Source organism: Pedobacter sp. Leaf41, from assembly GCF_001422545.1.
GTDB lineage: Bacteria > Bacteroidota > Bacteroidia > Sphingobacteriales > Sphingobacteriaceae > Pedobacter.
The window spans coordinates 707,793-721,395 of sequence record NZ_LMLE01000001.1 but is presented as its reverse complement, the minus strand read 5'-3'; the positions used below and the strand labels follow the sequence as shown (position 1 = coordinate 721,395).

The window sequence follows — 13,603 nt, the reverse complement described above, 5'->3', positions numbered from 1 at the left end:
AAAGCCCGTTGTTATATTTGTTTAGTAGAACTGATGAAAACCAGGTAGATAACAAAATACAAAAAAGATTGAATGAAACATGTATCGATTTTAGTTCCGGAAACTGCTGTAATTGAAGCCATCGCGGATCCTAGGTATTTATTTACCGCAGTGAATGAATTTTTACAGGCATCTGGAAAACAACCGCTCTTTAAAGTGGAGCTTGTCGCCGCATCAAAAGAAGTAAGATTAAATGATAATCTGTTTTCGGTCCACCCAGATAAGCTTTTAGAAGATGTAGATCAAACTGACTTGATTTTTATACCTGCCATAAGTGGAAACGTGAATAATGCAATTGAATCAAATGAAATCCTTTTTCCATGGATTGTAAAACACCACGCCCGGGGTTCGGAGGTGGCTTCGCTTTGCATGGGTGCGTTTCTATTGGCATCTACAGGTTTATTAGACGGTAAAAAATGTTCTACACATTGGTTATTTTCCAGCCAGTTTAGAGCCATGTTTCCTAATGTAGATTTGGTTGATGGAAGTATTATCACCGAATCGCAGGGTATTTACTCCAGCGGAGGCGCCAACTCCTACTGGAATTTACTTTTGTACCTGGTAGAGAAATATACGGACAGAGATACCGCGATTTTAGCAGCCAAATATTTTGCGATAGATATTGATCGAGAAAGTCAGCTGGCATTTATGATGTTTCAAGGCCAAAAAGGCCATGAAGATGAAAAGATAAAAAAGGCACAGGAATTTATTGATGGAAATTACCAGGAAAAAATTACAGTAGACCAATTAGCAGATCTCCTGGCTTTGGGAAGAAGAAGTTTTGAGCGCCGTTTTAAAAGTGCCACGAAAAATACGGTAATCGAATATATTCAACGGGTTAAAATAGAAGCCGCCAAGCGAAGCTTTGAATCGAGCCGAAAAAACATCACTGAGGTGATGTTTGATGTGGGCTATACCGATAATAAATCTTTCAGAGATGTTTTCAAGAAGATTACGGGTTTAACCCCGATTGAGTATAGGAATAAGTATCATAAAGAAGTTCTGGTGTTGCAAGCTTAATTTTTTTTTAAAAAAAAAGATACTACCATACAATAATTTCAATTCTCAGCGTTTATGTATGTGAGAGCGTTAATTTAGATGACGGGGATACTGCCTTAATGGTGGGATCCCCGTTTCTTTTTGCAACAGTTTTTTAGAAATTATAGGGCATGAAAAAAGGGACAATTTTATAAAATGTCCCTTTTTGATATATGATGGAGGTAAGAATTTTAACTGTTCACATCAGAAAAATCAGCTGTTTTCTTTTGAGTATAATCATTAACACTTTTGAATCTTTTTGGTTTTAATATTAAGTATAAACCTACTCCAATAAAGGCTAAAGCCGCTATAATTCTGGAGATTTCAAAATCAAAAACAACAATATGCTTTAACGTAAATATTGCGCCGATAATGGTTAATGCCAACCAGCTACTGCCTTGATAATTTTTGCGGTAACCGAGCCATAAGCCAGCGCCTAACATAATGGTATGCCAACTTAAAATCCAATGAGGAATATCTAATCCTGAATTTCTTAATAAGAATACTGATCCGATAGCGACAATTAAAATGCCCAACCCTAATTGTTTATCTGCTTGATTTTTTTTAAAGAAAGTTTCCATAACCGTTTTGTTTTATGATGTAAATGTATCACAGAAACAGGAGTTGGGAAATGGCTTTCCTTTGAATAAGTTTAAAACGTCGGTAAGTGAAATAAAACCGTCGGTTAAAATATTTTTATTTTTTTGGGGAGGTTATTTTCTCGGTAAAGTTATTCGAAAATGATGATTTCATCACCTTTACTCATGATCACCGTAGAAGTAAGTTTAATGAACAGACCGTGAGCGAGCAAACCATCAATTTGATTAAGTTCATGGCTTAATTGAGCAGGATTGTTGATGAGTCCGAAATTTGCATCGATAATAAAATTACCATTGTCGGTGATGAAAGGCTGATCATTTTTAATTCTTTTATTTCCTTTACCTCCCAGTTTTTCTATTTGATTAAAAACGTATTGGTAGGCTAACGGAATCACCTCAATTGGAACAGTAAAAGCGCCTAATAGAGTAACTTTTTTTGAGGCATCGGTAACAATAATTGATTTCTTGCTTAAGGATGCCATAATTTTTTCGCGAAACAATGCTCCTCCTCCACCTTTAATCAAATCGAGCGATTCGTTAAACTCATCAGCACCATCGATACTAATATCAATAGATGATAAATCGCTAAGCGGGAGAATTTCGATACCAAAAGATTTAGCTAATTCCTCTGTGTGAACAGAACTTGCAGCGGCTTGCATTTTAAAGCCATCTTTTACCATTTTACCGAGCTCTTTTATAGCGAAGGTTGACGTAGAGCCCGTACCTAAACCAACTAAATCTCCTTCTTTTACAAATTTTATTGCGGCTTTAGCTGCCGCTAATTTTTCAGCATCTTGTTGAGTGGTTTCCATAGCGGTAAAAATAGAGATTTATGCGTTTTAGTAGCCACAGATCCGCAGATTAATTTTGTGGTCAAGCTCGTTTTTAATGGAAGCGATTAAATCGCTTTATTATTAATGCGCTCGTTAGAAACGAGCGCAGGCAAGAACGAGCGTGGGTAAAAACTTGCTCACGCTCACGCTCGTTTCTAAGGAGCGTGGAATAGTTAATCGTAATTTACGATTATTTTAAGCGATTTAATCGCTTCGCTATTTATGCACTCGTTAGAAACGAGTGCAGGCTAAAACAAAAAAAATTATTCACGCTCACGCTCGTTTCTAACGAGCGTGGAATAATTAATCGTATTTTACGATTGTTTAAAACGATTAAATCGCTTTGTTATCGATGCACAGCTAGAAACGAGCGCAGGCTAAAACTCGCTCACGCTCACGCTCGTTTCTAACGAGCGTGAAATAGTTAATCGTATTTTACGATTATTTTAAGCGATTTAATCGCTTCGCTATTTATGCACTCGTTAGAAACGAGTGCAGGCTAAAACAAAAAAATTATTCACGCTCACGCTCGTTTCTAACGAGCGTGGAATAATTAATCGTATTTTACGATTGTTTCAAACGATAAAATCGCTTTGCTGTTTATGCACCTTAGAAACGAGCACAGGTAAAAATTCGATTAGGCTTACTCACGCTCACGCTCGTTTCTAACGAGCGTGGAATAATTAATCGTATTTTACGATTGTTTCAAACGATTAAATCGCTTTGTTATCGATGCACTAGCTAGAAACGAGCGCAGGCTAAAACAAAAAAATTATTGCCGTTAAGCAATAATTCATTTTTCTATCGTTTATATAACTGAGAGCGTTAATTTAGATGATGGGGATTCTGCGATAATGTGGAATCCCCATTTCTTTTAGATCTTATTTTTGGGTAAAAAATCGGACTGTAGGTAGCAAGCTTCAGTCCGATTTTTTTTTATTTCTCCGTAGACATAGAGTAAGGGAAATCTACGGGTTTTGAACCTCTAACTTTATTTGGCGTTGCCCCCATGCTAAAATTTAATACTGCTCCCTTTTGCAACCCACTGTGGCTGATCCAATTTTTAGAATATGGCTTACCATTCATTTGCAGCGACTGTACGTAACGGTTGCTATCGCTGTTTGCAGCAGCATTTATAACCACTTGTTTACCGTTCTCTAATGTTAGCGTTACCTTTTTAAATAATGGCGCACCCAACACATATTGATCAACCGCAGGCGTTACCGGGTAAAATCCCATGGCTGAGAAAACATACCAGGCAGAGGTTTGTCCATTATCTTCATCTCCGCAATAACCATCTGGCGTAGCTTTATACATTCTATTCATCGTTTCGCGAACCCAATATTGTGTTTTATAAGGTGCTCCGCCGTAGTTATATAAATAAATCATGTGTTGAATCGGTTGGTTTCCATGTGCATACTGACCCATGTTTGCAATCTGCATCTCACGAATTTCGTGAATCACACCACCATAAGCACTTTCATCAAACACTGGAGGCATAGAGAAAACTGAATCCAGTTTGGTTACAAATTTATCGTGACCACCCATCAGCTTCGCTAAGCCATCAACATCCTGGAAAACCGACCAGGTATAATGCCAGCTATTTCCTTCTGTAAATGCACCACCCCATTTAAAAGGGCTAAACGGACTTTGAAAAGTTCCATCCTGATTTTTGCCTCTCATCAATCCCGAAGCAGGATCAAAAAGATTTTTATAGTTCATTGCTCTTTTTTTGTAGATATCGATCTCTGAAGCTGGTTTACCTAAAGCTTTACCCAACTGGTAAATTGTAAAATCATCATAGGCATACTCTAAAGTTTTAGCGGCGTTTTCGTTTTTCTTTACATCAAATGGCACGTAACCTAATTCATTATAGTACTTCACGCCATCACGACCAACAGCCTCCACCGGACCTTCATTATTGGCACCATGTTTTAGTGCATCCCACAAGGTTTGAATATCGTAACCACGCAAGCCTTTAATGTAAGCATCAGAAACTACCGAAGCCGAGTTGTTACCCACCATAATGTTGGCATAACCTGGACTACTCCATTCTGGCAACCAACCACCTTCTTTGTAATCGTTTATTAATCCTTCCTGCATCTCTTTGTTAATGGATGGATAAACCAAGTTTAAGAAAGGATATAATGCTCTGAATGTATCCCAGAAGCCAGTTCCTGCGAACATATAACCAGGCAGTGTTTTGCCATTATAAGGGCTCCAGTGTACAACTTTGTTACTTGCATCAACCTCATATAATTTATTAGGGAAAAATAATGTACGGTATAAGCAAGAATAAAAAGTGCGCATTTGATCAATTGAACCACCTTCAACCGCAATTTTGTTTAAGGTTTTGTTCCAGATTGCTCTTCCTTTAGCTTTTGTAGCATCGAAGCCATCGTTAGCCAATTCTCTTTTTAGATTCAAATCAGCTTGCTCAAAACTGATAAATGATGAAGCGACTTTAGCAGTAACCTGCTCACCCTTTTTAGTACTGAAACCAATGATGGCACCGCTATGGTCGCTTTCTAGCTCCAGCTCATTATCTTTAAGATTTTTGCCGCTCCAGGTTTTAGCCAGTTTGAAATCTTTATTGAAATAAACTACAAAGTAATTTTTAAAGTTTTTTGGTAGCGGACCACGGGCATATTTAGTAGTGTAACCAATAATCTTGCGTTCAGCAGGTATAATTTTAATGTACGATCCTTTGTTTAAGGCATCTACAACCACATATGAACTATCCGTTTTAGGAAAGGTAAATCTGAATTGAGCAGCTCTTTCCGTAGGGGTAATTTCAGTAGTTACATCAGCATCAGCCAGATAAACGCTATAATAATAGGGTTTGGAAACTTCTGCTTTATGGCTAAACCAGCTCGCACGGTCGTCTTCATTGAACCTTAATTTACCTGTAACAGGCATAATGGTGAAGGCTGCATAGTCGTTCATCCATGGCGAAGGTTGGTGCGTTTGTTTAAATCCACGGATCTTGTCAGCATCATAAGTATAGGCCCAGCCATCGCCCATTTTGCCAGTTTGTGGCGTCCACATATTCATTCCCCACGGTAACCCGATGGCAGGATAAGTGTTTCCGTTTGATAAACTAGGTTTAGATTGTGTTCCCATTAAAGGATTGATCCAATCTACCGGATCGGTAATTTTGCCAACTGTTTGCGCAAAACCAGCAGTTGCTGCAAAGCTTAACAGAGCGATAAGTAACTTTTTCATTTATTTGGTGTGTTTGAGATATATTGAGATTATTGTTAGCAGTCGCTGACCGTAAATTTGCTGATGCAATAATCATCATTGATTTGTATGTTGATATGAGTTTAAATTTCTGAATTTTTGATGTAATCAGACCAAAGCGTATCTAAATCTTTACCTGTTAATTTAGTCCAAATGTCAGCTTTATAGCTATGATCTCTTAATGATGCATCGACAGCCTTGATGGTTCCAGCTTTTACATTTTTCTCTATCCAGGCAAAAAAACGAGCTGTAATTCTATAGCTGTTTTTATAAGTGTGCTCTGGTTTCAAAGCAGGTAAAGTCCATTTGGCACCAGCATTGTCTACACCAAATTTATATCGGGCGTAATCTGCAATGCCTTCTGTTAACCAGCCTGGCCCTACACTTTTTCCATAATCCTGAACAATATGCATCACTTCGTGAGTAACTACATCAATATCTTCCGGGTGCTTCACCATCCAAATAGAACTGTAAGTTACCACGCCATTGGCCGTTGCGGCAACACCTTTGTAAGTGGTATCAACGAAGAACTTAACGGTTTTCAACGTTTTAGGATTATATTCCTTTGCTAATTTAGGATAGACCTCAAAAAAAGTTTCGATCATGCGTTTTTTTAGTTGTGGATCGAGTGCTGCAAAGTTACTTTCAAAAGTTAAAGTATAGCCTTTACGCTTGATCATTTCTTGTGCTTGTAAATGAAATAATGAGGCGCTTATTATGGTAAATAATAATATCAGGACTGATGTTCTTTTCATTGGATATCTAAGTTTTTATTGTGGTTAGCATTATTATTCTGCAAAATAAAAATAATATGTAAAACGTTTTAGTAAACTGTTATTTATTTTTATAACATTTTTGATTGGGAGAATTTAAAGGCTAAAAAACACCTCAAACGATAAAAGAGCCATCGAATATCTAAACCCGTTGGCTCTTATATATTCATTTCGAGATAAAACTAATCTATGTCCTTATTTGTAAGATATAAGGCCCATAATTCGTCAACATTCTTTCCAGTAATTTGCTTCCACGATTCGGATGTGTAGGTATTATTTTTAAGTTGTGTATTAAGCTGGGCAATGGTATTTGGCCTTTGGTATTTATCCACCCATAGTAAGAATCGGGCAGTTACCCTGTAGCCCATTCTGTAATGTTGGCGAGGATCAACTGAAGGTAAACTCCAATCTGCCGCAACATTATTAAGCCCATACTGAAAACGGCCACAATCTGCCAGGCCTTCTAAAAGCCACTCCGGACCCATCGCTTTAAAATCTTGCACAATATGCATCAGCTCGTGGGTAACCAGATCGGTATCTTCCTGATGCTGCGATAGCCAGTTGGCACCAATCAATATTTTGCCTTTGCCTGAAATGGCCACTTTTTTATAATTGGTATCAATAGAAAGAATAACCGTTTTGGTGGCATCTGGATTAAAGGCCTTAACCATTTTAGGGTAAACCTCGAAGAACGTATTGGCAAGTTTTTGCGCCAATTCCTCTGTGATAAATGTGGAATTATCTATAAATTCAAGGGTATATTCTCCACGTTTGATTCGTTGATCACCTTGTGCAAATGTTTTCGAGTTTAGTAGCAAAACAATGAAAGAGATTGTTAAGATAGATTTTTTCATATGATTATTTTGATTTTTTATCGCTGTATTTCAATTCCACCTGATTCGGGTTTTTACTGTAATCTTCCCAAAGCTGATCAATAGTTTTGCCCGTTAAGTTTGTCCAGGATTCTCCTGTATATTGGTGGGCTCTCAACTGTTGATCCAATGCCGCAATTAAACCTGGTTTTACATTTTGCTCCAACCAGGCGAAGAATCTGGCTGTAATCCTGTAGCTATTGGTATAGCTCTGTTTATCAGTAAATGCGGGTAAACTCCATTTTGAACCCACATTGTCTACGCCATATTTATAACGAACATAATCGGCAATTCCCTCTGTTAACCATACCGGACCAGCTGAATAGCCGTAACCCTGAACAATATGCATCGTTTCATGCGTAACCACATCAATATCAGTTGGATGTGCCTTCATATACCCTGCGCTAAACAAAATTCTGTTACCGCTGGCTTCTGCGACGGCTTTATAAGCCGTATCAACCACAAAAAGAACATCTTTAGTCGATTTATTATTAAAAGTTTTAACCAGTGTGGGATAAATTTCAAAATAAGTATCGATTAAATTTTGTCTTACCGTTGGATCCAGATTTGGATCTTTGCTAATGAACGTAAGCTTATAACCTTTCTTCTTCTTGGCACTGTAAAAAGACCAGTTTCTGGTTAGAGCGGCCTGCAACTCCTTATTAATCTTTTTTAATGATTTTCCCTTAACCCAATCGCTGTTTACTTTGATCTCTCCTGCTTTTGCTTTAATCGTCTCAGTTTCGCCATTGGCGATTTCTAGCACTACATCACGTTTCGTTCGGTAACCATCAGCTGATGCGAAATAAGGGTATTGCATATTGAAAGCTAATGTTAAATGACTTTTCGTTTCAGCACTTAATAAATTTGAAGGATCGGTGATTGTAATGGCAAATTCTCGTTTTTTCTGACCCAATGCACCTAATGAGCACGAAATCAAAACGAAAAGCAATATTCTTTTTATCATTATTTTTGTTTTTATTTCAACTACCACCATTCGAGGTATTATTTATTGATGATCTGCATTTAAAAACATCAATAGAATTTAAATTGAATGAAGTTATCGAACTAATATTAAATCAATTATTCTTTATAAATAAAAAAACACCGGGCCTAAACCCGGTGTAAATTATTTACCAACCTGTATTTTGAACAATAACAGGAACTTTTTGAATTTCTCCATTTGGTATTGGCCACAGATAGTGTTTCTTTTGAAATACCCTATTTTCAACCACCACTGGAGTAAAAAATCCTGGTGCATTTTGTGTAATGTTTAAGCCTCTAATTTGGGTATCAGTTGTTTCAGCAATCTTCCATTCTCTGGTATAGAAATAACGGTCCCACTCAAAAGCTAACTCCACACGTCTTTCCCGGCGGATAGCTTCTCGCATATTTGCAGGAACTGCAATTGCTCCTGCGCCGCTTCCATAAGGGCCGATGCCCGCTCTTGTACGGATTCTGTTTAGGTACACCAAAATATCTGGATCAGATGGATTGGATTCTTGCAAGGCTTCTATATAATCCAGATAAATTTCTGCCAATCTAATCACAGTGAAAATTGGTCTACCAGTTGTCCATCCTGCAACAGTAAGGTGCTTTCTTGATGTGTAGCCCGTTTTTGTATAGTCATTATTCGCAATAGCACCTTTACCAGCATTTCCGCTATTGGTAAAATCTGTAATGATGTTTGATTGAGGATTGATCCATTTACGGCCACTGTAGGTGATGCTCGAGTAGAAACGCGGCTCGCGATTTACGAACATATTGCTGATTGACCTGGTCGCATTTTGATCATTGGGATCAGGGGCCTGATAATTAGAAAATCCGTTAGCAGTATAGGTTGGATCATTTTCTATCGGTAAGCCATTTGCTGTAAAAAATGCATCAACCAGTTGTTGCGATGGAGATAAAAATGAGCCGCCTTTATCACCTCCGGATGCACCGTTATGATTCGGCGCTAATGAATATTGGTAAAGCGTTACATCACCACCTCTACCGAAGATGATTTCTGAATTCCATCCATTTAAAAAAACATCTCTTGTAGCGATAAAAGCCCTGTTGAAAGCTGTGTTTGGTAAACCAGATGGTGTTGCCGAAATATTATAAAGTGCATAGCTAGAGTAATTTGGGTTATCTAAAAATGCTTTTGCAGCAGTAGCCAATTTGGCCCATTTTGCTACACTGTATGTTTGATTAATCAACTGTTTTCCATCTTGATTTCTCAAACCAGCGTAATCTGCGTTTCCATTAAATAACGGACGAGCAGCTGTTAGCAGTGTTTTGATTTTATAAGCATCGGCAACTGATGCTGTGATGTGACCAAAATCTTCATTTGCCTGTGGTGTAGCTGGAAGACCAGCAGCTGCAGCTGTTAACTCGCTTACCACATAATCTACACATTCATCCATCGAGTTACGTGGCTTACTAATGGCCTCAAGCGGTGCGTCCGATTGAATTGGCTCATTACCCAATAAAACCACAGGGCCGTATTGTCTGATTAAATGGTAGTAATAGATCGCTCTAAGTGCTCTAGCTTCATTTAAATAACGGGTTACCAAATCGATACCGCCAATATTACAATCGGTACATTTGGCAACATTGGCCATAAATGTACTAGCCGCCTGAATACCGCGGTAATAGTTTTGCCAATGATAATTCACTTGTCCGCTGGTTGCATCCCAGGCACCGGTATTAACGTTCTCAGTAAAATTTGGTAAGGTGTAATCTGCTTCATCAGAAGCGGCTGTCCAAGGGCCACTATTGCCCAAAGCACTAGCTGAACGATCTTGATTTTGCTCTGGCAAAGTCGAATAAACGTTTGCTAACGCCTGGTCTACAGTGCTTTTTCTTTGATACTGTTGTTCGAATGTTAACCGATCATCAGGCACTTGATTCAAAAATTTCTTACAGCCGTAATTACCGATGATCAGTAAAGTTCCAACTGTATATATAAATATCTTTTTCATGCTGTTATTATTAAAAATTAGCGGTTAAACCCAAAGAGTAGTTAGATGTTAATGGGTATCTGGTACCGTTATTTGTATTTAACTCTGGGTCCCAAAGTTTAAATTTACTGATGGTAAACACGTTGTAGCCCATGCCATAAATTCTTAGGCGTTTGATGCCTAATTTTTTGATGCCTTCTTTTAGGGTATAACCGAAATCTGCGTTTTTCAATCTAATGAAACTGATATCGCGAAGCCACCAGGTACTTGCCTGATAGTTGTTACTATTTGTGCCGCCGTAAGATAAACGAGGATAAACAGCATCTTGACGAGGGTTGGTTGGCGTCCAACGATCTGCTGCAACCGCTAACATATTGCCTAAACCACCAGAGTTTGCGAATGAAGGAATGTTTAAAAGAATATCGGCATTATCCTGACCTTGGAAGAATAATCCGAAATCGAAGTTTTTGTACGTTAACGAGAAACCAAAACCATAAGTAGTACTTGGAAGGTCTCCTCTACCAATAATTGTTCTATCAAATGAATCGATTTTACCATCGCCATTTAAATCTTTGTATTTTATATCACCTGGCATTAGTGTACCAAACTGAGTTGGACTTGCATTGATTTCTGCCTGACTATCGAACAATTTTTCGGCAATATAACCTACACGTGTAGCTGCCAACACGTTAAATCCACGTTGTTCCATCCATGGGTAAGCTTGTGGCGCCTGATCGTTTTCAATTACTTTATCTTTATTAAAAGTAACGTTAGCTCTTAAATTTAAGCCCCAATCTTGCCCCAACTGTGCATCATATTGAATCGTTCCATCGATACCTTTATTTTCTACGACACCGAGATTTCCAATTGGCGTGTTCGCCAGGCCAATGTAATTTGGTACTGTTCCTCTGGTAATGAACTGATTTTTTCTCCTTTCCTGAAAGAAATCGACAATTAACGATAGGTTATTGTTAAATGTTTTTAACTCGAATCCTAAATCCTGTTTACGTGTTTCAGCCCAGGTTACATCTACACCATAAGCTGTTACACCTAAACCACCCGGAGAGATATTTCCATTTTGACCGAAAGTATAACCGCTTGCACTGCCTACCTTTGTTAAATAATAAAAACGCTCACTTTCGTTTCCTACATAGTTTCCGCCACTACCACCACTACCAACAATACCATCAGAATAGCGGAATTTAACCATTTGGATTGCGTTTTTTAATGGCTCAAAGAATTTCTCGTTCGATAATAGCCATCCCACACCAAATGCAGGGAAAAATCCGTAGCGTTTATCTGGCGCAAAGTTTTCAGAACCATTATAACCTACGTTTGCTTCGAAGAAATACTTATCATCATACGCATAAGTAGCACGACTGGCAATACCTTGTAAACGATATGGAAGCGAAAGCGTTAAATTACCTGCAAATGGCGTAGTATTATCATTTTGGTTATACAATAATAAACCTGTTATGGCATGTTTACCAAAAGTACGGTTGTAATTAATAGCAGCTTCCAAGTATATTTTCTTATCGCCACCATTATTAATACCATAATTTAAAAATTCCTGGCCTTGAAGGATCAACCCATATTTGTAACCCGAAGCTGGATTTCCAGGTACGATGTATGGATCGTTAGGATTAATTCTATACAAACTTTCTCTTCTGGTTCTGTTCACCGAACTATTGGTATTCACATCAAACGAGAACATGGTTGTAGCTGATAAACCCGGAGTAATTTCTTTTAAATCCTGAGTTAAACGGATGTTCGAATAAAGCTGAGTGCTGTATCCTACTCTATATCCATTTCTGGTTACATCACCATAAGGGTTACGTTGATCGGCCTGTGGGCTGATTCCTGGCAAACTTCCGTTTGGATATAGTATCGGGAATGAAGTTGGATTGATTAAAAATGCCTGATTAAAAATATCTTGCGCCAGCAAGTTACTTGGATAACTGGTTTGGGCCAAAATCCCTTTAATTCCTAGATCTAACTTAGTAGTACCGGTAATATCCCAGTTTAAATTAGCACTTACATTATAGCGTTCAAAATTTTGTTTAGCAGCATCGTTTACAGCCTCATCGGTTTTAAATAAACCATTTTCGCCATAATAACCTAATGAAACATAATATTTTGCATTGCTTACACCACCAGATAAGTTGGCGGTAACCGATCTGTTTCTACCAAAATCCCTGTAAATGGCGTCGAACCAATCAACATTTGGATAGAGAATTGGATCTGCACCCGATTGCGTTTTTTGGATGGCATCAATGGAGTATGCTGGCGTAAAAGCACCTGCAGCACCAGCTCTTAAATAGTCAGAATATTTGGCTTCGTTGGCTAAATTCATATAATCTACCCCATCAATCAGATCTGGTTTTTTAGTGAACCGGCTAATGCCTTCATAGTACTCCACATTAATACGAGGGGCGCCAATTTTACCTTGTTTGGTATTGATTAAGATCACCCCATTTGCACCGCGAATACCATATACGGCGGTTGCAGCAGCATCTTTTAGTACAGTGAAGTTTTCTACATCATAAACACTGATATCATTTAGGTTACGGTTTGGAACCCCATCAATAATTACCAGCGGGCCTCTATCGTTTGCGGTTAAAGAGGATACCCCACGAATAAAAATATCTGAGCCGGTAGCACCAGGCTCACCATTTCTTGATACGTTTACCACACCCGGAATACGACCAGCCAACAACTGACTCATACTAGAAACTGGTTGTCTTAATTCGGAAGCTTTAACAGAAGACTGTGCGCCTACTAAACTTTCTTTCTTTTGCGTACCGAAACCTACAATTGCAACCTCTTTCAAGTCTGCACCTGTAGTTTCTATTAAACGGATATCAAGCACCGTTTGCGTACCTACTGTAATTTCCTGGGTATCGTAACCCACATAAGTAATAACGAGTACAGCATTTTGATCTGGCACTGTTATAGTAAAAGCACCATTTACATCGGCTGCAGCACTAATAGATGCGCCCTTTACTTTAACTCCTGCGCCTGGTAATGGTAAACCAGCAGCATCTTTAATAATACCACGGATTACGATATCGGCTTTGGCCTGTGATAGCAAAACCGAACTATTGATTTTAATAGCAGATGCGTTGGCTGTAGCATAAAAACCGCTGCTCAAAGCCAATGCAACTGCAATAGCCTTGGAAGCAAAATTTTTAAACCTGAGCTTACCCTCCGTTAAATTTGTAAGTTTTTTCATCATAATTTTTTGTTAGTATAAATTGTTCA

General features: G+C 38.3%; 9 protein-coding genes. 1 reads left to right on the top strand and 8 read right to left on the bottom strand.

What is annotated here, in order from left to right:
• Positions 1–72 precede the first annotated feature (72 nt).
• Positions 73–1,059: a GlxA family transcriptional regulator gene (locus ASE92_RS03180; protein WP_056848629.1), complete on the top strand. Its 987-nt coding sequence runs from the start codon at positions 73–75 to the stop codon at positions 1,057–1,059.
• 209 nt (positions 1,060–1,268) lie between these two features.
• Here ASE92_RS03180 and ASE92_RS03175 read toward each other — a convergent pair whose 3' ends face one another.
• The 8 genes from ASE92_RS03175 to ASE92_RS03140 form a co-directional block, all read right to left on the bottom strand.
• A complete protein-coding gene (locus ASE92_RS03175) occupies positions 1,269–1,658 on the bottom strand; it encodes a hypothetical protein (RefSeq protein ID WP_056848628.1) in 390 nt (129 codons plus the stop codon).
• A gap of 149 nt (positions 1,659–1,807) precedes the next feature.
• Positions 1,808–2,488 carry a ribose-5-phosphate isomerase RpiA gene (gene rpiA, locus ASE92_RS03170; RefSeq protein WP_056848627.1) on the bottom strand — a complete coding sequence of 227 codons (681 nt, stop codon included), beginning with the start codon at positions 2,486–2,488 and terminating at the stop codon, positions 1,808–1,810.
• 957 nt (positions 2,489–3,445) lie between these two features.
• Positions 3,446–5,734, bottom strand: a complete 2,289-nt coding sequence (locus ASE92_RS03165) for a GH92 family glycosyl hydrolase (RefSeq protein WP_056848626.1) — start codon at positions 5,732–5,734, stop codon at positions 3,446–3,448.
• Positions 5,735–5,835: 101 nt separating this feature from the next.
• On the bottom strand, positions 5,836–6,507 hold the full coding sequence (locus ASE92_RS03160) for a basic secretory protein-like protein (protein ID WP_056848625.1): 672 nt from the start codon (positions 6,505–6,507) through the stop codon (positions 5,836–5,838).
• A 200-nt stretch (positions 6,508–6,707) separates the two neighbouring features.
• Positions 6,708–7,379, bottom strand: a complete 672-nt coding sequence (locus ASE92_RS03155) for a basic secretory protein-like protein (RefSeq protein ID WP_056848624.1) — start codon at positions 7,377–7,379, stop codon at positions 6,708–6,710.
• Positions 7,380–7,383: 4 nt separating this feature from the next.
• Entirely contained in the window at positions 7,384–8,364 is a 981-nt protein-coding gene (locus ASE92_RS03150) for a basic secretory protein-like protein (RefSeq protein ID WP_056849259.1), read from the bottom strand.
• 166 nt (positions 8,365–8,530) lie between these two features.
• Entirely contained in the window at positions 8,531–10,363 is a 1,833-nt protein-coding gene (locus tag ASE92_RS03145; RefSeq protein ID WP_056848623.1) for a RagB/SusD family nutrient uptake outer membrane protein, read from the bottom strand.
• Between the two features lie 10 nt (positions 10,364–10,373).
• Complete coding sequence (locus ASE92_RS03140) at positions 10,374–13,577, bottom strand: TonB-dependent receptor (RefSeq protein ID WP_235527267.1); 3,204 nt, start codon at positions 13,575–13,577, stop codon at positions 10,374–10,376.
• Between the last annotated feature and the right edge of the window lie 26 nt (positions 13,578–13,603).

Bases quoted from the DNA above. Each gene is read 5' to 3' on its own strand.
- ASE92_RS03150 (WP_056849259.1), bottom strand. From the start codon at position 8,364: ATGATAAAAAGAATATTGCTTTTCGTTTTGATTTCGTGCTCATTAGGT.
- rpiA (WP_056848627.1), bottom strand. From the start codon at position 2,488: ATGGAAACCACTCAACAAGATGCTGAAAAATTAGCGGCAGCTAAAGCC.
- ASE92_RS03145 (WP_056848623.1), bottom strand. From the start codon at position 10,363: ATGAAAAAGATATTTATATATACAGTTGGAACTTTACTGATCATCGGT.
- ASE92_RS03165 (WP_056848626.1), bottom strand. From the start codon at position 5,734: ATGAAAAAGTTACTTATCGCTCTGTTAAGCTTTGCAGCAACTGCTGGT.
- ASE92_RS03180 (WP_056848629.1), top strand. From the start codon at position 73: ATGAAACATGTATCGATTTTAGTTCCGGAAACTGCTGTAATTGAAGCC.
- ASE92_RS03175 (WP_056848628.1), bottom strand. From the start codon at position 1,658: ATGGAAACTTTCTTTAAAAAAAATCAAGCAGATAAACAATTAGGGTTG.
- ASE92_RS03160 (WP_056848625.1), bottom strand. From the start codon at position 6,507: ATGAAAAGAACATCAGTCCTGATATTATTATTTACCATAATAAGCGCC.
- ASE92_RS03140 (WP_235527267.1), bottom strand. From the start codon at position 13,577: ATGATGAAAAAACTTACAAATTTAACGGAGGGTAAGCTCAGGTTTAAA.
- ASE92_RS03155 (WP_056848624.1), bottom strand. From the start codon at position 7,379: ATGAAAAAATCTATCTTAACAATCTCTTTCATTGTTTTGCTACTAAAC.